Below are 19,943 nucleotides of genomic sequence, written 5' to 3'. Positions count from 1 at the left end.
GGCGGCGCGCCGGACGGCCGTACCGGAGCGGCGGACGGCTGGACCGGCGTGACGGCGGGGCCGGTACTCGCCGTCGACCAGGGCACCTCCGGCACCAAGGCCCTGGTGGTCTGCCCGGAGCGCGGTGTCCTCGGCACCGGATACGCCGAGGTCCGCCCCCGGCACCGGCCCGGCGGACTGGTCGAGGTGGACCCGGAGGCGCTGTACGACTCGGTGCTCACGGCCGGCCGGAGCGCCCTCGCCGAGGCCGGTGAGCCCGTCGTCGCCCTGGGCCTCGCCAACCAGGGCGAGACCGTCCTCGCCTGGGACCCCGCGACCGGCCGCCCGCTCACCGACGCCCTGGTCTGGCAGGACCGCCGCGCCGAGACCGTCTGCGCCGAACTCGACCATCAGCGCGAGGAGTTGCGGCATCTCACCGGCCTCCCCCTGGACCCGTACTTCGCCGCGCCCAAGATGGCCTGGATCCGTCGCCATCTCACCCGCGAGGGCGTCGTCACCACCTCGGACGCCTGGCTGGTGCACCGCCTCACCGGCGCCTTCGTCACCGACGCCGCCACCGCCGGCCGCACCCAGCTCCTCGACCTCGACCACGTCCGCTGGTCCCCTCGCGCCCTCGACCTCTACGGCCTCACCGGCGAACCCCTCCCGGACATCACCGATGTGGCCCAACCGATCTGGGAAACCCGGGAGTTCGGATACGACATTCCGCTCACCGGGCTGATCGTGGACCAGCAGGCCGCGCTGCTCGCCCAGCGGGTCACCGCCCCCGGCGCCGCCAAGTGCACCTACGGCACCGGCGCGTTCCTGCTCGCCCACACCGGCGAACGCCCCCGGCGCGGCGACTCGGGACTGGTCGCTTGCGTGGCCTGGCGGCTTGGCGGGACCGCCAGCTACTGCCTGGACGGGCAGGTCTACACGGCCGCCTCCGCGGTGCGCTGGCTCGCCGACCTCGGGGTCATCGGCTCCGCCGCCGACCTCGACCCGGTCGGCGGCGCCGTCCCCGACAGCGGTGGCGTCACCTTCGTACCCGCCCTCGCCGGACTCGCCGCCCCCTGGTGGCGCGGTGAACTGCGCGGCTCCCTCACCGGGCTCGGCCTGGACACCACCGCCGGCCATCTGGTGCGCGCCCTGTGCGAGGGCATCGCCGCCCAGGTCGCCGAACTCGCCGAGGCGGCCGCCACCGACCTCGGCACCCCGCTCCGGACGCTGCGCGTCGACGGCGGTCTCACCCGCTCCGCGCTGCTCATGCAGACCCAGGCCGATCTGCTGCAACTCCCCGTCGAGGTCTCCGCGTTGCCCGACGCCACCGCGCTCGGCGCAGCCGCCCTCGCCCGCCTCGGCGCCGACCCCGCCCTCGGCATCGCCGAAGCCCTGCCCGAGGAGCGCCCCGCCGCCGTGTACGAGCCCCGCATCCCGGCCGACCTGGCGGCCGAACGCCGCGCCCGCTTCCGCGCGGCCGTCGCCGCCCTGCCCGGCTCATGAAGGACGCCAGGGATCCGCTCCCGGGGCCCCCGACCGTCACCGTCGAAGGCGCCCTGCCCGACCGGCCGTACGACATCGCGATCGTCGGCGCCGGAGTCGTCGGCTGCGCCATCGCCCGCCGACTCGCCCGCCACCCCCGCCTGAGCGTCGCCCTGATCGAGGCGCAGGACGATGTGGGCCAGGGCACCTCCAAGGCCAACACCGCGATCCTGCACACCGGGTTCGACGCCGTACCCGGCACCCTGGAAGCCCGGCTCGTCCGGGAGGGACACGCCCGACTCGCCACCTATGCGGCCGAGTCCGGCATCCCCGTCGAACCCGTCGGGGCGCTGCTCGTCGCCTGGGACGAGGAGCAACTCGCCGCCCTGCCCGGGCTCGCGGCGAAGGCGACAGCCAACTTCTGCGACGAAGCACGCCTGTTGAGCGGAGCGGAGCTGTACGCGCGTGAGCCGCATCTCGGTCCCGGCGCGCTCGGCGCCCTGCACATCCCCGGCGAGAGCATCATCTGCCCCTGGACCACCACCCTGGCGTACGCCACCCAGGCCGTCCGCGCCGGAGTCGAACTGCACCTGAACGCCGCTGTGGAAAAGGCCACTTGGGACGGCGGGCATCACCTGCACACCTCCCGGGGCACCCTCCGCGCCCGCCACCTCGTCAACGCGGCCGGGCTGGGCGCCGACACCCTCGACCGCCGCCTCGGACACGAGGACTTCACCGTCACCCCGCGTCGCGGCCAGCTCCTGGTGTTCGACACGTTCGCCCGCCCACTGGTCAGGCACATCCTGCTGCCCGTACCGACCGCGCTCGGCAAGGGAGTTCTGGTCGCCCCCACCGTGTACGGCAAGGTGCTGCTCGGCCCCACCGCCGAGGACCTGGACGACAAGCGGGCCACCGGCACCACCGCCGAGGGCATCGCCCTGCTGCGCGAGCGGGGCCGCCGGGTCCTGCCCGCGCTGGTCGAGGAGGAAGTCATCGCCGCCTACGCGGGGTTGCGCGCGGCCACCGGGCAGGAGGACTACCGGATCGCCGCGCACCCCGAGCGGTCGTACGTCACCGTCGGCGGCATCCGCTCCACCGGTCTGACCGCCTCCCTGGCCATCGCCGAGCACATCGCCGGACTGCTCGCCGACAGCGGCCTCGACCTCGGTCCCGAGCGCGATCTGGAGCCGGTGCCCATGCCCAACCTCGGCGAGGCGTTCCCGCGCCCCCACCAGCGTCCCGAACTGATCGCCGCCGACCCCGCCTACGGCACCCTCGTCTGCCATTGCGAGCGGGTCTCCCTCGGCGAGATCCGCGACGCCCTCGCCGGTCCGATCCCGCCCCGCGGCCCGGACGGCCTGCGCCGCCGCACCCGGGCGCGGGCGGGCCGCTGCCAGGGGTTCTACTGCGGGGCGGCCGTAAGGGAATTGCTCGAACGGCAGGGCGGGAGCGGGCGCGCATGACGGCGGTACGGCAGGTCGACGTCCTCGTGGTCGGCGCCGGGCCCGCCGGTCTCGCCGCGGCGGCCCGGCTCGCCACCGCAGGAGCCGGACGCGTGGAGGTCCTGGAGCGGGAGACGCGGCCCGGGGGAGTGCCCCGGCACTGCGCCCACGGCGGCTTCGGCACCTGGACCCGCCCGCTGACCGGACCGAGCTACGCCCATCTGCTCGCGGCGGCGGCCGAGCGGGCGGGCGCGGTGGTCAGGACGCGAACCACCGTGCTGGACTGGGAAGTTGCGGCCACCTGCGGTACGAACGTGCTGCTGACCGTCGGGCCGGAAGGACCGGAGGCCCTCGCCGCGCGGGCCGTCGTCCTCGCCACCGGGGCCCGCGAACGCCCCCGCGCCGCCCGCCTGGTGCCCGGCACCCGGCCCGCCGGTGTCTACACCACCGGTGAACTCCAGCAGGCGGTCCACCTGTTCGGGCAGCGCATCGGCACCCGGGTGGTCGTGGTCGGGGCGCGGGACGTGTCGTACGCGGCGGCCCGGACCGTCCGCACGGCCGGTGCCGAGGTCGTCGCACTGGTCACCGAACACCCCCGGGCCCGTACGAGCCCCGCCCGCGCGCGATCGGCCCGACTGGTCCAAGGCGTTCCGCTGCTGACCGACACCACGGTCACCGAACTCCTCGGCCACGGGCGGCTGTCCGGCGTCCGCGTCCGCCATCGGGACGGCCGTACGACCGTACTGCCCTGCGACACCGTCGTGTTCACCGGCGACTTCGTCCCGGACCACGAACTCGCCCGGCGCGGCGCCCTCGACCTCGACCCCGGCACCCGGGGCCCCGCCGTGCACACCGCCCTCCACACCTCGCGCCCCGGCGTCTTCGCGGCCGGAAACCTCCTGCACGCCGTGGAGCCCGCCGGCACCGCGGCCCGCGAGGGAGCCAGGGCGGCCGCCGCCGTCCTCCGCCACCTGGCGGGCGCCCCCTGGCCGCACCCCGGGATCCCGGTCACCGTCGAGTCGCCACTGCGCTGGATCACCCCCAACCGCCTCACCCCCAATCTCCTCACCCCCGACCGCAGCCACCCGGCCGCCGCCCCGCCCCCGCCCCATCTCCTGCGCATCGAAGCCCCCCTGCCCCGCCTCGTCCTGTACGTCCACCAGGACGGCCGCCTGCTGCACCGCGCCCGCCTAGGGGTCCGCACCGCCCAGCCGCACCGCACCCTGACGCTCGGTGTGTCCTGGCACGGGCGGGTGGACCCCGAGGGCGGGGAAGTGCGGGTGAGCGCGGGCTGAGCCCGGGGCGTTGTCAGTGGCGTGTGCGACAGTGCGATCGTGACTGAGATCAACACTCCGGTGACCGCCGCGCTGTCCGGCCTCGACGCCGTCGACTGGTCCGCGCTGACGCACGCCTACGGCCCCGCCGACGACGTGCCCGGACTGCTGGGCGCGCTGTGCTCCCCGGACGAGGAGCGGCGCCGCGAGGCCCTGTACGAGCTGTACGGCAACATCTTCCACCAGGGCAGCCGTTACCCGGCCACGGCCGCCGCGGTGCCGTTCCTGGTCCGCATGGCCGCGGACCCCCAGCTGCCCGACCGTGCCGGGTGCCTCCAGCTGCTGGCCGCCCTCGCCATCGGCTACGACGAGGTCCATCTGCCCGGTGGGATCGCGATCACCGAGTGGCGGGCCGCCGTCGAGGAGGTCCGCGCACAGGACCCGGAGGCGATACGCGCCGAGTACGACGCCTGGGTCGGGGCGGCGAGCGACGACAAGGAGCGGCGGATGCGGGAGTTCCGTCGCGACATGTACGACCACGACCGGCAACTGGAGGCTCTGGCCGCGGAACTTGGTGCCTACGACGCGGTGCGCGCCGGCGTCCCCGCCCTGCTGCCCCTGCTCGGCGACGCGGACGCGGCCGTACGCACGGGCGCGGCCTATGTGCTGGCCTGGTTCCCGGAGGCGGCCGGGGAGATCCTGCCGCGGCTGCTGGCGAGGCTGGACGAGGAACGCGAGCCGGGCGCCCTGGCCACGGCACTGGTGGCCATCGGGCTGCTCGGCGACGACGGGTCCGGCCCCGAACCGGCGCTCCGACTGCGGCCGTTCCTCGCCACAGGGGAACCGGTGGTGCGCTGGGCGGCGGCCACCGCGCTGGCCCGGCTCGGCGGCAGGGGCGTCGAGGCGGCCGTCACCGCCGAGGTGCTGGCCGCACTCGTCTCCGGCGCCGAGGAGCCGGGGCCCGACGAGACCCGGGTCCCGTTCCACGAGGGCGACCTGCGCGGCTACTCCGCCGCCTCCCTCACCCTGCTCGGGGACCGGTACCCGCGAAAGGCCCTGGACGCGGTGACCGACGGACTCGCCGCCACCACCGGCCCGGCGAGCTTCCCCGTCGCCACGGCCGCGCTCCGGCTGGCCTTCGGCGAGCCCGGACCGCAGGGACCCGGCGCCTTCACGGAGCTGACCGAAGCACAGCGCCGCCTGGTCCGGGTCCTCGCCGAACGCGACAGGGCCACCTGGCAGTGGGCGAACTTCTGCGGCATCGTCCGCTCCTGGGGCCTGCCCACCCCGCGCGACGCACTGCGCGCCTACGCCGGACTGCCCGAGGAGTGACCGTGAGGGGGAGGCTCGTGTGCGGCGTGCCCAGATGTGGCGTGCTCGTGTGCGGCGTGCCCATATGCGGCGGACTCAGCTGAACGAGCCGTGCCGCCCCGCCCCCGAGGCGAACCGGGCGGCGCCCTCCGCGCTCTGCGCCAACACGCCCGCGCCATGGCGGAGTTCACCGAGCAGCGCCGCCTCCTCCGACAGCCCCTCCTGGTCGAGGACCGAGGCGCGGTCGCTGCGCAGACACGCCTGCGGGAACCGGGCGATCTCCGCGGCCAGCGCCTCCGCCTCGGCGCGCGCGGTGCCGGTCGGCACCACACGATTGGCGAGCCCCATCGCCTGCGCCTCGGGCGCCGGCACCGGCCGGCCGGTCAGGATCAGGTCCATGGCCCGGCTCGTCCCGATCAGCCGGGGCAGCCGTACGGTCCCGCCGTCGATCAGCGGCACCCCCCAGCGGCGGCAGAACACCCCGAACACCGCGTCCTCCTCGGCCACCCGCAGATCGCACCACAGGGCCAGCTCCAGGCCGCCCGCCACCGCGTGCCCGGCGACGGCCGCGATCACCGGCTTGGACAGCCGCAGCCGGGTCGGACCCATCGGCCCGTCGCCGTCCGCCGCCACCCGGTTGCCCCGCTCGGTGCCGATCGCCTTCAGATCGGCCCCCGCGCAGAACGTGCCGCCCTCGCCCCACAACACCGCCACCCGGGCCTTCTCGTCCGCCTCGAACGCACGGAACGCGGCGACGAGTTCGGCCGCCGTCGGACCGTCCACGGCATTGCGGGCCGCGGGCCGGGACAGGACGACGGTGGTGACGTACTCCTCGCGCTCCACACGGACCGGCACGGCGGGCACTCCCTCTCCAGACGGCTGGGAGGGCCACTCTGCCTCAGATGACCTTCAGCCGCACCAGTGCCCCCAGGGTCAGCGCCCCCGGCAGCAGCGGCGCCCAGACCGTGATGATCCGATAGGCCAGCACCACCGCCGTGGCCGGCGCCGCCGGACCGCCGACCGCGACCAGGGCCACGATCAGCGCGGCCTCCACCGAACCGAGCCCGCCCGGGGTCGGCACCAGGGCCACCGCGACGGTCGCCGCGAGATAGGCGAGCGCCATATGGGCGGGCGGCACCGGCAGCCGCAGTGCCTGGCCGACCGCGGCGAGCCCGGCCGCCTGGAGCGCCGGGAAGGCCAGCGACCCGCCCCACAGCGCCAGGGCGCGGACCGGCCGGGTGTGCACGGAACACGCCTCGCCCACGGCGTCCCGGACGAACGCGGCGGCCCGGACGCGCAGCGGTCGTACCAGCGCCCCGGCGACCACCACCGCCACCAGCAGCCCGGCCGCGCACAGGAGCAGCGGCAGCGTCGAACCGCCCGGCAGCAGCGGGCCGAGCCGCAGCGCGTCCGGGAAGACCAGCAGCAGGGCCGCCAGCAGCCCGAGCCGGCCCGCGCTCTCCGCCAGCAGATACAGCGCGAGCGCGGCCGAGGAGCGGGCCGGCGGCACCCCGCACACGGTCATGAAACGCAGGTTCACCGCGCCCGCGCCGAGCCCGGTGGGCAGCAGATGATTGGCCGAGGCCGCCGCGAACTGGGTGGCCAGCAACCGTCCCCTGGGCAGCGCCTGGACCACCGCGCCCTGCCGGGTGACGGCCGCCGCCACCCAGGTCAGACAGGTGGCACCGGCCGCCGCCAGCAGCCAGGGCCAGGACGCGGTACGCAACTGCCCGAAGCCCGCGGTGAGCAGCGAGCGATTGCGTACGGCGGCCACGGCGACCAGCGCGAGCGGCAGCAGGCACAGCGTCTGCCGGACGGGCACGCGGCGGCGGAGTCGTGCCCGGGACAGCGGGGAAGCGGGGACGGCAGTCACATCCGCAGAGGGTCCCGGCGCCGTCCCAACGGGGGGTGGCGCGATCGGGGACGGCGGCTTACGGGCAGTGGTCTGCGGGGCCATGGGGGCCGTCCGGTTCGTCGGGGCGCCCCGGTCGACGGACGCCGGAGCGGGTGAAAAGCCTCGGACCTTGACCTCAACGAAGCTTGAGGTTCTACCTTCTCCTCATGAGCATGGAGACCACCGCATGGACGCAGCTGCACAGCGTGATGAACGCGCAGGCCGACCGCCGTCCTCTCGCCCGCGCCACGCTGCGCCGCATCGCCGCCTTCGCCCGCCCGCACCGCGCCGGCATCATCCGCTTCGTCCTGCTCGGGGTCCTGACCGCCCTGCTCGCCGTGGCGACCCCGGTACTCGCCGGACATGTCGTGGACGCCATCGTCTCGGGGCACGACTCCGGGACCGTGGTCCGCCTGTCCCTGCTGATCGCGCTGGTCGCCCTCGCGGAGGCCGGGCTCGGCATCCTCGGCCGGCGGCTGTCGTCCACGCTCGGCGAGGGACTCATCCTCGACCTCAGAACGGCCGTGTTCGACCATGTGCAGCGCATGCCCGTCGCCTTCTTCACCCGCACCCGCACGGGAGCGCTGGTCAGCCGCCTCAACAACGATGTGATCGGCGCCCAGCGGGCCTTCGCCAACACCCTCTCCGGCGTGGTGACCAACCTGGTCACCCTGCTGCTCACGCTCGCCGTGATGCTGACCCTGTCCTGGCAGATCACCCTGCTCGCGCTCGTACTGCTGCCCGTCTTCGTGCTGCCCGCGCGCCGCATGGGCAGCCGGATGGCCCGGATGCAGCGGGAGGCGGCGGCGCTGAACGCGGCCATGGGCACCCGGATGACCGAGCGGTTCTCCGCGCCCGGCGCCACCCTGGTCAAGCTGTTCGGCCGCCCCGACGAGGAGTCGGCGGAGTTCGCCGCGCGCGCCTCCCGGGTCCGGGACATCGGGGTGCGCACGGCCACCGCCCAGTCGGTGTTCATCACCTCCCTCACCCTGGTCTCCGCCCTCGCGCTCGCCCTCGTCTACGGCCTCGGCGGCTGGTTCGCGCTGCGCGGCACTCTGGAGGCCGGGGCCGTCGTCTCGCTGGCCCTGCTGCTGACCCGCCTCTACGCCCCGCTCACCTCGCTCGCCGGGGCCCGGGTGGAGGTGATGAGCGCGCTCGTCAGCTTCGAGCGGGTCTTCGAAGTGCTGGATCTGAAGCCGCTGATCGAGGAGAAGCCGGACGCGATCGAGGTGCCCGAGGGCCCGGTCGCCGTCGAGTTCGACGCCGTCCGCTTCGCCTACCCGGCCGCCGACCAGGTCTCCCTCGCCTCCCTCGAGGAGGTCGCCGCCCTCGACACCCGCGGCGGCACCGAGGTCCTGCACGGCATCTCCTTCCGCGCCGAACCCGGACAGACCATCGCCCTCGTCGGCTCCTCCGGCGCCGGGAAGTCCACCATCGCGCAGTTGCTGCCGCGGCTCTACGACGTCGACGAGGGTGCCGTACGGGTCGGCGGGGTGGACGTGCGCGAGGTGACGGCGGCCTCGCTGCGGGCCACGCTCGGCATGGTCACCCAGGACGGCCACCTCTTCCACGACACCGTCCGCGCCAATCTGCTGCTCGCCCGCCCAGGTGCCGCCGACGAGGAACTGTGGGACGCCCTCGGCCGGGCCCGTCTCGCCGAGGTCGTACGGTCCCTGCCCGACGGTCTCGACACGGTCGTCGGGGAGCGCGGCTACCGGCTGTCCGGCGGTGAGCGCCAGCGGATGACCATCGCCCGGCTGCTGCTGGCCCGCCAGCGTGTCGTCATTCTCGACGAGGCCACCGCGCATCTGGACAACACCTCCGAGGCCGCCGTCCAGGAGGCGCTCACCGAGGCGCTGGAGGGCCGCACCGCCGTGGTCATCGCCCACCGGCTGTCCACCGTACGCTCCGCCGACCAGATCCTGGTGATCGAGTCCGGCCGGATCGCGGAGCGGGGTACGCACGAGGAACTGCTGGCGGCGGACGGGCGCTACGCCGAGCTGTACCGGACGCAGTTCGCACAGGGGGCCGGGGAGGCGGTGGGCGCGGAGACGGAGGTGGGGGCGGTCTGAGGCCCCGCGCCGCCCGTAAGGGAGGGTCCCGCCCCGGCCCGTACGTGTGAGCCCGGTGAACCTGGATACGCGGAGCGCACGGCACCACGGCTCGTCCGGAAGGCCCACGCCCATGACCAGCGAGAACGCGCCCGCTCCGGGATCGGAGATCACCCTGAGGGTGAACGGCAAGCCACACACCCTGTACGTCGACCACCGCCGTGTCCTGCTGGACCTGCTGAGGGAGGACCTGGGGCTCACCGGTGCCAAGAAGGGCTGCGACCACGGCCAGTGCGGTGCCTGCACCGTGCTGGCCGGCGGGCGGCGGCTCAACAGCTGTCTGCTGCTGGCGGTGACCCTCGACGGCGCCGAGGTCACCACCGTGGAGGGCCTGGGCGGCGACGGCGAGGAAACGCATCCGTTGCAGCGGGCCTTCCTCGACCGCGACGCCTTCCAGTGCGGCTACTGCACCCCGGGCCAGCTCTGCTCCGCCGTCGGCATGCTCGCCGAGGCCGCGGCCGGCCACCCCTCCCATGTCACCGACCCCGCCGCCCCCTCCGGGCGCCCCGTCGCGCTGGACCGGCCCGAGATCCGCGAGCGCATGAGCGGCAATCTGTGCCGCTGCGGCGCCTATCCGGGCATCGTCGCCGCGGTGGAGGACGTGATCGAGTGAACGGCTTTGGATACCTCAGGCCCACCACGCTCCAGGAGGCCGCCGAGGCCTACGCCGCCCACCCCGGCGCCCGCTACCTGGCCGGCGGCACCAACCTGGTCGACCTGATGAAACTCGGCGTCGAACGGCCCGCCTTCCTCGTCGACGTCGGCGCCCTGCCCCTCGACGGCATCGAGGAACTGCCTAACGGCTCCCTGCGGGCCGGTGCCACCGTCCGCAACAGCGACCTCGCCGCCGACCCGCGCGTACGCGACCGCTACCCGGCGCTCTCCCAGGCCCTCCTCGCCGGTGCCTCCGGTCAGCTCCGCAACGCGGCCACCACCGGCGGCAACCTCCTCCAGCGCACCCGCTGCCCCTACTTCCAGGCTCTGGACAAACCCTGCAACAAACGCGATCCGGGCAGCGGCTGCGGCGCCCTGGAGGGCGTCCACCGCGACCACGCGGTGCTCGGGTGGTCCGAGCGGTGCGTCGCCACCCACCCCTCCGACATGGCCGTCGCGCTCGCCGCGCTGGACGCCGAGGTCGAGCTGTACGGCACCGACGGCACCCGCAGCATGCCCGTGGCCGACTTCCACCGGCTGCCCGGCGAACACCCCGAGCGGGACACCGAGATCCGGCCCGGCGAGATCGTCACCGGCGTGCTGCTGCCCGCCGCCACGGCCGGGATGCCCTCCGCCTACCGCAAGGCCCGGGACCGGGCCTCGTACGCCTTCGCGCTCGCCTCCGTGGCCGTCGTGCTGCGGCTCGCGGACGGCGCGATCGAGCATGTGGGCCTCGCCTTCGGCGGGCTCGCGCACAAGCCCTGGCGGGCCCGGCGCGCCGAGGAGGCCCTGCGCGGCGCGGCCCCCACCCCGGCCGCCCTCGAACGCGCCGTCGACCTCGAACTGGCCGCCGCCCGTCCCCTGGAGGAGAACGCGTACAAGGTGCCGCTCGCCCGCAACCTCGCCCTCGACGTCCTCGGCCGCCTCGCCCCGGCCCCCGCCGTGGCCTGACGCGCACCACCGGTGACAGGAGGAACCAGAGGACCCGACCCGGTCACAGGAGGACCCATGCCCCACACCGACACTGTCCTCGGCGCTCCCGCCGAGCGCCTGGAGGGGCGGCAGAAGGTCACCGGCGCCGCCCGTTACGCGGCCGAGCACCCGCAGCCCGGCCGCGCCCACGCCTGGCCGGTGCCCGCCGCCGTGGTGCGCGGCCGGGTCACCGAGGTGGACAGCTCGGCTGCCCGCGCCCTGCCGGGCGTCCTCGCCGTCCTCACCCCGGGCGACGCGCCCAGGGTCGCCGAACCCGAGGACGCCACCCTCGCCGTGCTCCAGGACCCGCGGGTACCGCACCGGGGCTGGTGCGTCGCCCTCGTCGTCGCCGAGACCCTGGAGACCGCACGGGCCGCCGCCCACCTGGTGCGCGTCCACTACGACAGCGAGCCGTACGACATCGAACTGAGCGCGGACCACCCGCGGGCCTACGAACCGGAGGAGGCCAACGCCGGGCTGCCCGGCCGGGTCGAGCACGGCGACCCCGAGGGCGCCTTCGCGGCCGCGGCGACCCGTGTCGACGTCGCCTACCGGGTGCCGCCGCTGCACAACCACCCGATGGAGCCGCACGCGACCACGGCCCGCTGGGACGACGACCGGCTCACGGTCTACACCTCCAGCCAGGGCGGTACGACGGCACGCGCCGTGCTCGCCCAGATGTTCGAGCTGCCCGAGGACAAGGTCACCGTGGTCAGCGAGCACGTCGGCGGCGGCTTCGGCTCCAAGGGCACCCCGCGCCCCGACCTGATCCTCGCCGCCATGGCCGCCCTGCGCACCGCCCGCCCGGTCACCCTCGCCTACCCCCGCCGCCAGCTGCCCACCACCGTCGGCCATCGCGCGCCCACCCTGCACCGGCTGCGCCTCGGCGCCGATCCGGACGGCCGGCTGACCGCGCTGGTGCACGAGGTGACCACACAGACCTCCCGGGTCAAGGAGTTCGTGGAGCAGGCCGCGGTGCCCGCCCGCGTCATGTACGCCACGCCCAACCTGCGCACCCTCCACCGCGTGGTCGCCCTCGATGTGCCGAGCCCCTCCTGGATGCGGGCCCCCGGCGAGTCGCCCGGCATGTACGCCCTTGAGTCCGCCATGGACGAACTCGCCGAGGCGCTCGGCATGGACCCGGTGCGGCTGCGGATCCGCAACGAGCCCGAGCACGAGCCGGGCACCGGCATGCCGTTCAGCAGCCGCCACCTGGTGCAGTGCCTGCGTGAGGGGGCCCGGCGGTTCGGCTGGGAGGACCGCGATCCGCGCCCGGGCACCCGCCGCGAGGGCCCCTGGCTGCTCGGCACCGGTGTCGCCGCCGCCACCTACCCGGCCTCCGCCGTCCCGGCCACCGCCACCGCGCGCGCCCTGCCCGACGGCACCTTCGAGGTGCGGATCAACGCGACCGACATCGGCACCGGGGCCCGTACCGTCCTCGCCCAGATCGCCGCCGACACCCTCGCCACCACCCTGGACCGGGTGCGCATCGAGATCGGGCACAGCGATCTGCCCCCGGCCTGGCTGGCCGGCGGCTCCACCGGCACCGCCTCCTGGGGCTGGGCCGTCCACGACGCCTGCGCCGACCTGGCCGCCCGACTCGCCGTGGAAGAAGGCCCGTTGCCCCCCGACGGCCTCGAAGCGCACGCCGACACCGCGGGCCGCGCCGACGCCGAAGTCCCCTACGCCCGGCACGCGTTCGGCGCCCACTTCGCCGAGGTGGCCGTCGACACCGTCACCGGCGAGACCCGGGTGCGCCGACTGCTGGGCGTGTTCGCCGCCGGGCACATCCTCAACTCCCGTACCGCGCACTCCCAGTTCACCGGCGCCATGATCATGGGTCTGGGCATGGCGCTCACCGAGGGCAGCACCCTGGACCCCGCGTTCGGCGACTTCCCCGAGTGCGACCTCGCCTCCTACCATGTGCCCGCGAACGCCGATGTGCCCGCCGTCGAGGGCCACTGGATCGACGAGGACGACACCCATCTCAACCCCATGGGCAGCAAGGGTGTCGGTGAGATCGGCATCGTCGGCACCGCCGCCGCGATCGGCAACGCCGTCCACCACGCCACCGGCGTCCGCTGCCGCGAACTGCCCCTCACCCCCGACCGGATCCTCGCCGGTCTGCCCGTCGCGGGGTGACGGTGGCCGGGCCGACCTGGGAGTACGACGGCTACCAGGCCGAACGCGAGCGGCTGCGGGAGTCCCTGTGCACCCTGGGCAACGGGTATGTCGCGACCCGGGGCGCGCTGCCCGAGTGCACCGCCGACGAGCTCCACTACCCGGGCACCTACGCGGCCGGCCTCTACAACCGGCTCACCTCCGAGATCGCGGGCCGCCGGGTCGAGAACGAGGACATGGTCAACCTGCCCAACTGGCTGCCCCTGCGCTTCCGTCCGGCGGCCGACGGAGCCGACTGGCTGACCCCGGACACCGCCACCGTCACCGAACACCACCTCACCCTGCACCTCGACGCGGGCCTGCTGGAGCGCCGTACCCGCTACCGCCTCGGGCCCGATGGGTCCCTGCTGGTACGGCAGTCGCGCCTGGTCCATCTCGGCGACCCCCATCTGGCCGCGCTGCGCACGGAGTTCACCACCGAGGGCGCGGTGCTGGACCTGGATGTCGAGGCCGCGCTCGACGGCGATGTCACCAACGCGGGCGTCGCCCGCTACCGCGATCTGGACGGCCGCCATCTCACCGACGTGCGCACCGCGGCGGCCGGCGCCGCCACCGTGTGGCTGGACTGCCGCACCCGCACCTCCGACATCCGCATCGCCCTCGCGAGCCGGCTCACCGTCACGCGGGTCCCAGCGGGCCCGGGGGCGGGGGACCCTCCGGACACCCCACCGCCCGTCACCGCCACCGCCGAACCCCGCCGCGCCGTACAGACGTCGCGCCTCACCCTGACCCCCGGCCGTACCGTCACCGTCGACAAGACCGTCGCCCTGCACACCTCCCACGACCCCGCCATCGGCGACCCGCTGCGCGCGGCCCTCGACCGGCTGGCCGGTGCCCCCGGCTTCCCGGAGCTGCGGGAGTCCCACCGCGCCGCCTGGGCGCGGCTGTGGCGCCGCACCGTCCTCGACGTGCCCGGCGAGGCCGGACGGATCCTGCGGCTGCACCTCTTCCACGTACTCCAGACCCTCTCCCCGCACACCGCCGACCTGGACGTCGGCGTCCCCGCGCGCGGACTGCACGGCGAGGCGTACCGCGGCCATGTCTTCTGGGACGAACTCTTCGTGCTGCCCTACCTCGACCTCCATCTGCCCGAGGTCTCCCGGGGGTTGCTCCGCTACCGGCACCGCCGCCTGGACGCGGCCCGCCGCGCCGCGGCCCGGCTCGGCAGACGCGGCGCGTGCTACCCCTGGCAGAGCGGCAGCGACGGCCACGAGGAGACCCAGGAACTCCATCTCAACCCCCGCTCCGGCCGCTGGCTGCCCGACCACTCCCGCCTCCAGCACCATGTCGGCTCGGCGGTCGCCTACAACGTGTGGCAGTACTGCGAGGCCACCGGCGACAGCGCCTTCCGCGCCGGCGAGGGCGCCGAGATGCTCCTGGAGATCGCCCGCTTCTGGGCCGACTCCGCGGTGTACGACGACCACTTGGGCCGGCACCGCATCCGGGGCGTGGTCGGCCCCGACGAGTACCACGACGCCTACCCCGGCGCCGACCGGCCGGGCCTGGACGACAACACGTACACCAACGCCACCGCCGCCTGGGTGCTCGCCCGCGCCCTGGACCTGCTGCGCACCCTGCCCGAACCGCGCCGCCGCGAACTCACCGAACGCCTCGGCCTCGAAGTGGGCGAGACCGACCGCTGGGCGGAGGTCGCGCACACCCTCCATGTGCCCCGGCACGACGGGGTGATCAGCCAGTTCGCGGGCTACGGCGACCTCGCCGAACTCGACTGGGGCGCCTACCGCGAACGCTACGGCGACATCCGGCGCCTGGACCGGATCCTGGAGGCCGAGGGCGACACCGTCAACCGCTACCAGGCGTCCAAGCAGGCCGACGTACTGATGCTGGCCTACCTCTTCGCGCCCCGCGAACTGCACGCGCTCTTCCGGCAGTTGGGTCATGACATCGACGAGGACACCTGGTCCGCGACGGTCGACCACTACCTGGGCCGCACCAGCCACGGCTCCACTCTCAGCGGACTCGTGCACGGCTGGATCCTGACCCGCGCCCGCCGCGCCGACGCCTGGCGGTACGTCCAGGAGACGCTGCGCGGCGACATCGCCGACATCCAGGGCGGCACCACCGGCGAGGGCATCCACCTCGGCGCGATGGCCGGCACCCTCGATCTGGTGCAGCGCGGGCTGACCGGCCTGGAGACCCGCGACGGCGCCCTCTGGCTGGACCCCGTCCCGCTGCCCAAGGTCTCCACCTACGGCTTCTCGATCCGCTACCTCGGCCACTGGGGGATCGGCGTCCGGCTCGCCCGCAAGCAACTGGAGATCGCCGTGCCCGACTCCGCGGGCGCACCCATCGACGTACGCCTCGCGGACCGGGTGGTGACGGTGCGGCCGGGGCGCACGGTGCGGCTGGTGCTGCCGGAGTGAGGACCTCGGGGGTCGAAACCGGGGCCGAAGCTGTGTAAGTTCACCAGCGTTGACGTTGTGCGGGTGTTGCTGGAGGTGTGTGGGCTGTGCTGATGACCGGCAAGGTGCTGCGTTTCGACGAGGTCCGCGGATACGGGTTCATCGCCCCGGCCGAACCGGGCGAGGACGTCTTCATGCACGCGAACGACCTGCTGGACGAGAAGTACCTCTACCACGAGGGCAGCGAGGTCGAATTCCACCTGGAGATGGGGGAGAAGGGCCCGAAGGCCTCCCAGATCCGGCTGGTCTACCAGCCCTCCTCGCACCGCCTGCCCAACCGCCCGGTCTTCTCCGACGGCGCCGCCACCGCCGAGCGCCCCGCCGCCGCGCCGTCCGGTGAGGCCACCGGCGCGGGCCGCTTCCGCACCGAACTGACCGAGGTCCTGGTCACCTCGGTCGACTCCCTCACGGCCGCGCAGATCCGCCAGGTCAGGGAGCGGGTCGTCGAACTGGCCCGGGAAAAGGGCTGGTTGACCGCCTGACCGGATCCGGCCGAGCCGCCCTCGGCCGACCCCGCGAGGGACCCCGCCGTACTCCTCCTCCCGGCCCCTGGAGCACATCGTGACGACAGCCTGCCCGACCGGCGACCCGTGGGTGCGCCGCTTCCACCCGGCACCCGACGCGTCCGCCCGGCTGGTGTGCTTCCCGCACGCCGGTGGCTCGGCGACCTTCTACTTCCCGCTCTCCGCGGCCCTGCGCGGCACGGCCGACGTGGTCGCGGTGCAGTACCCGGGGCGGCAGGACCGGCACGCGGAGAAGGGCATCGAGACCATCGCGGAGCTGGCGGACCGCGCCCATGAGGCTCTCCAGCCGTACGCGGACCGCCCGTTGACGTTCTTCGGGCACAGCATGGGGTCCATCGTCGCCTTCGAGGTGGCCCGCCGCTTCGAACGCGACGGCGAGGGCCCCGTCCATCTCTTCGCCTCGGCGCGCCGCGCCCCGTCCGCCTACGCGGGCGAGAACGTGCACCAGCGGGACGACGACGGCATCATCGCCGAGATGCGCCGGCTCAGCGGCACGGACGCCCGGCTGCTGGACGACGAGGAGATCGTGCGGATGATCCTCCCGGCCCTGCGCAGCGACTACACCGCCGTCGAGACCTACCGGGCCACGCCCTCCACCGTCATCAGCACCCCCATCACCGCCCTCACCGGCGACACGGACCCCCGTGTCACCCCCGAGGAGGCCCACGCCTGGCGCGCCCACACCACCGGGACCTTCGACCTGCGGATCTTCCCCGGCGGCCACTTCTATCTCTCCGAGCAGATCCCCGAACTGGCGGATCTCCTGCGGGCCCGGCTGACAGGGGAGGACCCGGCCGCCGTACGGTGAGCCGCCGACAGCTCGGCCGGATCCCGCCGCTCAGAACTCGCTCCGCGTGTCGCTCCTGCGGTCTCCCCGGACGACATGGCGCTCGTACAGGCCCGCCCGTGCGGTCCTGCGCCACGGCCGCGCAAGACGCAGCGCCGCGTCGATGTCGGGGTCCCGCGAGTCGAGGTCGATGTCGGCGATCGCGAGGCCGGGGCTGCTGTCGGCGGGGCAGCTCGCGAGCCGTCGTCCGCCGGGAGCGAAGACCGCGGCGGGAGCGGTCGCCCCGAACTGGGCCGGGACGGAGTAGCCCACCCAGTAGTTGTAGAGGGTCGAGTACGCCTGCGCGACGACCGCCCGTGCGGCGTCGTCGACCATGACGGAGACCAGGAGGCACTCCACGCCCAACTGTTCGTACTCGTGGAAGACTTCCGGGAAGTTCACCTCGATGCACAGGGCGGTGCCGAACCGGATGCCGTCGACCTCGAAGACCAGTGGCTCAGTGCCCGGTGTGTACATGTGCGAGACCTCGGTGTGCGACAGGTACCGCTTGTCGTAGCGGGAGACGAGCACACCCTTGTCCGAGACGACATACAGGCTGTTGTGCGGCCGATGCGGGGGCGTCAGCGGATGCGGCGCTCCGAACGCCACCCAGAGGCCCAGCTCTCCGGCCAGGTCGGCGACGGACTCCGCCTCGGCGCGTACGACCTCCCAGTCGACCCGGCTCCAGTCAGCGGCGGCGAGCGTCCCGCGCGGGCCGGACGAGAGTACGTGCTTGCCGGGGTAGGTGATCGACCCCTCCGGGAACTGCACCAGCCGCGCGCCGGCGGCACCGGCCGCGCGCAGCAGCGTCCGCATCTGCCGACCGCTCGCCCGCAGATTCTCCGGGTCGGTGGGATCCTCCGGAACCGTGCTCTGCGCGACCGCCAGCCGCAAGCTCCTGCCCATCGGGGCACGATAGAGCACGCGGAACATCGGCGCTCGCTCCGGCCGGCTCCACCCGCGTCGTGCTACCCGAGTTCCCTCGGCCCGTAGAGCGCCGCCGGAGCCCCCGTCGTCAGGGCCCAGTACCGGTCGCCGTACGACCAATGCCACCATTCCGTGGGGTAGTTCACCAGCCCGGCGGCGGTCAGGGCCGACCCCAGGACGTCACGGTGGGCGCGGGCCGTGTCGCTGATGTTGTCCGCCGCCGTGTAGCAGGCACCCGCGCTGTCCTCGGGGTTGGCGTTCATCGCCGTTCCCATGTCCAGCTCCTGGCCGTCGGCGTCGATCAGCGTGAGATCGACGGCCGCCCCGGCACTGTGCGGGGCGATCTCGGGCGGCGAGACGTACCGGCTGGCCGCCGAACGCACCAGCTCGGCGGACCAGTCGGGGTGAGCGGCGCTCAACTCCGCGCTGTACTCCTCGAAATAGCGCCGCTGGAGGGACGGCGGCCGGTACCCCTCGACGAACAGCAGCCGCAGCCCCTCGGGCAGCAACTCCTGTGCCTTGAGCAGCCGTTCGAACACACCCTCCCGTAGCCGGGCGAACGCACCGCCCCCGTCCACCTTGCGCGCGTCGACCGGCAGCCGGCCGTCACGGCGCACATCCACCAGCCGCTCACCGCACTCCCGCACGGGCACGGCGGCGACCTTCGGATCGGACATCAAGATGATCTCTGCCATGGCCCGATCGTCTCAGCCCCGCGCCGCCACCGGGAGAGGTTCGGGCCATCGCAGTCGTCAGAACCTCAGCGTCAGATGGCGCGGCCCCCGCAGCATGGCGTTCTGCCGGTACGGCGGCGGGTCCTCGACCAGTTCCGCCGTGCCCAGCCGGGGTAGCAGCGCCGTCAGCGCGGACTGCGCCTCCAGACGGGCGAGCGGGGCGCCGTAGCAGAGGTGGATGCCGGAGCCGAAGCCGAGGTGCTCATTGTCGGCGCGGGTCGGGTCGAAGCGGTCGGGATCGGTGAAGCGGCGCGGGTCGCGGTTGCCCGCGGCCAGGGCCAGGAACACGGAGGAGCCGCGCGGGAGCGTGGTGCCGGCGACATCGAAGTCGGCGAGCGGGATGCGCTCGCGCATGTGCACCGGGGGTTCGAAGCGCAGCAGTTCCTCCACCGCCCTCGGCATCAGCTCGGGTTCGCGGCGCAGCCGGTCCAGCTCCTCGGGATGGCGCAGCAGGGTCAGCACCCCGTTGGTGATGAGGTTGACCGTGGTCTCGTGCCCGGCGATCAGCAACAGCACCGCGGTCTGCGCCAGTTCCTCCTGGCTGAGCCGCAACTCGGGGTCGGGTTCGGAGACGAACGCGGACAGGAGGTCGTCGCGCGGGTCTTCCCGGCGCTGCTCGGCCAGGCCCACCAGATACCCGCCCATCTCCTGGCGGGCCCGCTCGGCCTCGTCGCGCGGCGCCGAGCTGGCGTCCGGCCGTACGTCGGCGGACGCCACCAGCGTGTCCGACCAGGCCCGGAAGAGCGGTTCGTCCTCGTGCGGCACCCCGAGCAGCCGGCAGATCACCGTGACCGGCAGCGGATAGGCGAAGTCGTCCACGAGATCGACCTGTCCGCCCGACTCGAACGGCGCCAGCAGCTCCTTGGTGATGTTCTCGATCTCGGTGCGCATCCCGTCCACCCGGTGCGGCGTGTGCGGCGGGCCGAACGGCCGCATGGCCAGGGTGCGCAGCCGGTGGTGCTCCGGATCGTCCAGGCGCAGGAACGGCGGCTTGGCGGTCTCCAGGCCGCGGGTGCGGGGATCCGCGCTCATCCGCGGATCGTGCAGCAGCGCGGCGACCTCGTGATAGCCGCCGATCAGCAGGCTGCCGTCGGCCTGCGGGACGACGGCGCCGGCCTCGCGGAGCTCCGCGTACAGGGGGTAGGGGTCGGGGCGGCTGGCGTAGTCGGTGATCCTGGCCAGCAGGGTGCCGGGGTCCATGTCGGCTCC

At 74.2% G+C, this 19,943-nt stretch carries 16 protein-coding genes; 11 read left to right on the top strand and 5 right to left on the bottom strand.

The features are described from left to right. Positions 1-48 precede the first annotated feature (48 nt). From HEP81_RS05035 to HEP81_RS05020, 4 genes are read left to right on the top strand one after another with little or no spacing between them, the layout of a single operon-like run. On the top strand, positions 49-1,482 hold the full coding sequence (locus tag HEP81_RS05035) for an FGGY family carbohydrate kinase (RefSeq protein ID WP_037663831.1): 1,434 nt from the start codon (positions 49-51) through the stop codon (positions 1,480-1,482). Further along, on the top strand, positions 1,479-2,924 hold the full coding sequence (locus HEP81_RS05030; protein ID WP_051850726.1) for an FAD-dependent oxidoreductase: 1,446 nt from the start codon (positions 1,479-1,481) through the stop codon (positions 2,922-2,924). The genes HEP81_RS05035 and HEP81_RS05030 overlap by 4 nt, the downstream gene beginning before the upstream one ends. Then, positions 2,921-4,198 (top strand): NAD(P)/FAD-dependent oxidoreductase, encoded by a 1,278-nt coding sequence (locus HEP81_RS05025; RefSeq protein ID WP_190275946.1) that lies wholly within the window; start codon positions 2,921-2,923, stop codon positions 4,196-4,198. The genes HEP81_RS05030 and HEP81_RS05025 overlap by 4 nt, the downstream gene beginning before the upstream one ends. Before the next feature lie 39 nt (positions 4,199-4,237). Continuing rightward, positions 4,238-5,509 (top strand): hypothetical protein, encoded by a 1,272-nt coding sequence (locus HEP81_RS05020; protein WP_037660672.1) that lies wholly within the window; start codon positions 4,238-4,240, stop codon positions 5,507-5,509. A 75-nt stretch (positions 5,510-5,584) separates the two neighbouring features. Here HEP81_RS05020 and HEP81_RS05015 read toward each other — a convergent pair whose 3' ends face one another. Further along, positions 5,585-6,343 (bottom strand): crotonase/enoyl-CoA hydratase family protein, encoded by a 759-nt coding sequence (locus HEP81_RS05015; protein ID WP_037660675.1) that lies wholly within the window; start codon positions 6,341-6,343, stop codon positions 5,585-5,587. A 43-nt stretch (positions 6,344-6,386) separates the two neighbouring features. Further along, on the bottom strand, positions 6,387-7,361 hold the full coding sequence (locus HEP81_RS05010; RefSeq protein WP_243279289.1) for a lysylphosphatidylglycerol synthase transmembrane domain-containing protein: 975 nt from the start codon (positions 7,359-7,361) through the stop codon (positions 6,387-6,389). 194 nt (positions 7,362-7,555) lie between these two features. Between HEP81_RS05010 and HEP81_RS05005 the strand changes: the two genes are divergently transcribed. The 7 genes from HEP81_RS05005 (at position 7,556) to HEP81_RS04975 (ending at position 17,055) form a co-directional block, all read left to right on the top strand. Continuing rightward, the gene (locus HEP81_RS05005; protein WP_172637078.1) at positions 7,556-9,454 is read left to right on the top strand and encodes an ABC transporter ATP-binding protein; all 1,899 of its coding nucleotides are present in this window, start codon (positions 7,556-7,558) and stop codon (positions 9,452-9,454) included. 112 nt (positions 9,455-9,566) lie between these two features. After that, positions 9,567-10,106 (top strand): (2Fe-2S)-binding protein, encoded by a 540-nt coding sequence (locus HEP81_RS05000; protein WP_037660595.1) that lies wholly within the window; start codon positions 9,567-9,569, stop codon positions 10,104-10,106. Then, entirely contained in the window at positions 10,103-11,098 is a 996-nt protein-coding gene (locus tag HEP81_RS04995) for an FAD binding domain-containing protein (RefSeq protein WP_037660598.1), read from the top strand. The genes HEP81_RS05000 and HEP81_RS04995 overlap by 4 nt, the downstream gene beginning before the upstream one ends. A gap of 57 nt (positions 11,099-11,155) precedes the next feature. Continuing rightward, the gene (locus tag HEP81_RS04990; RefSeq protein WP_037660599.1) at positions 11,156-13,261 is read left to right on the top strand and encodes a xanthine dehydrogenase family protein molybdopterin-binding subunit; all 2,106 of its coding nucleotides are present in this window, start codon (positions 11,156-11,158) and stop codon (positions 13,259-13,261) included. Beyond that, entirely contained in the window at positions 13,258-15,684 is a 2,427-nt protein-coding gene (locus HEP81_RS04985; protein WP_037660600.1) for a glycoside hydrolase family 65 protein, read from the top strand. Before HEP81_RS04990 ends, HEP81_RS04985 begins: the two co-directional genes overlap by 4 nt. 86 nt (positions 15,685-15,770) lie before the next feature. Next, positions 15,771-16,205 (top strand): cold shock domain-containing protein, encoded by a 435-nt coding sequence (locus HEP81_RS04980; RefSeq protein WP_037660603.1) that lies wholly within the window; start codon positions 15,771-15,773, stop codon positions 16,203-16,205. A gap of 79 nt (positions 16,206-16,284) precedes the next feature. Next, positions 16,285-17,055, top strand: coding sequence for a thioesterase II family protein (locus HEP81_RS04975; RefSeq protein ID WP_037660604.1), 771 nt, complete (start codon positions 16,285-16,287; stop codon positions 17,053-17,055). Positions 17,056-17,085: 30 nt separating this feature from the next. Here HEP81_RS04975 and HEP81_RS04970 read toward each other — a convergent pair whose 3' ends face one another. From HEP81_RS04970 to HEP81_RS04960, 3 genes are all read right to left on the bottom strand, one after another. Beyond that, on the bottom strand, positions 17,086-17,979 hold the full coding sequence (locus tag HEP81_RS04970) for a carbon-nitrogen hydrolase family protein (protein ID WP_037660681.1): 894 nt from the start codon (positions 17,977-17,979) through the stop codon (positions 17,086-17,088). A 62-nt stretch (positions 17,980-18,041) separates the two neighbouring features. Continuing rightward, positions 18,042-18,695, bottom strand: a complete 654-nt coding sequence (locus HEP81_RS04965; protein WP_037660606.1) for a M15 family metallopeptidase — start codon at positions 18,693-18,695, stop codon at positions 18,042-18,044. 57 nt (positions 18,696-18,752) lie between these two features. Beyond that, positions 18,753-19,934: a cytochrome P450 gene (locus tag HEP81_RS04960; protein ID WP_037660609.1), complete on the bottom strand. Its 1,182-nt coding sequence runs from the start codon at positions 19,932-19,934 to the stop codon at positions 18,753-18,755. Positions 19,935-19,943 lie beyond the last annotated feature (9 nt).

Origin of the sequence: Streptomyces griseofuscus, assembly GCF_014673495.1 — a bacterium.
Lineage (GTDB): Bacteria > Actinomycetota > Actinomycetes > Streptomycetales > Streptomycetaceae > Streptomyces > Streptomyces murinus.
This window is presented reverse-complemented; position numbering and strand designations above follow the sequence as displayed.

Coding starts and splice junctions, on each gene's coding strand:
- HEP81_RS05025 (WP_190275946.1), top strand. CDS start 2,921: ATGACGGCGGTACGGCAGGTCGACGTCCTCGTGGTCGGCGCCGGGCCC.
- HEP81_RS05000 (WP_037660595.1), top strand. CDS start 9,567: ATGACCAGCGAGAACGCGCCCGCTCCGGGATCGGAGATCACCCTGAGG.
- HEP81_RS05005 (WP_172637078.1), top strand. CDS start 7,556: ATGGAGACCACCGCATGGACGCAGCTGCACAGCGTGATGAACGCGCAG.
- HEP81_RS04970 (WP_037660681.1), bottom strand. CDS start 17,979: ATGGGCAGGAGCTTGCGGCTGGCGGTCGCGCAGAGCACGGTTCCGGAG.
- HEP81_RS04960 (WP_037660609.1), bottom strand. CDS start 19,934: ATGGACCCCGGCACCCTGCTGGCCAGGATCACCGACTACGCCAGCCGC.
- HEP81_RS04990 (WP_037660599.1), top strand. CDS start 11,156: ATGCCCCACACCGACACTGTCCTCGGCGCTCCCGCCGAGCGCCTGGAG.
- HEP81_RS04965 (WP_037660606.1), bottom strand. CDS start 18,695: ATGGCAGAGATCATCTTGATGTCCGATCCGAAGGTCGCCGCCGTGCCC.
- HEP81_RS05030 (WP_051850726.1), top strand. CDS start 1,479: ATGAAGGACGCCAGGGATCCGCTCCCGGGGCCCCCGACCGTCACCGTC.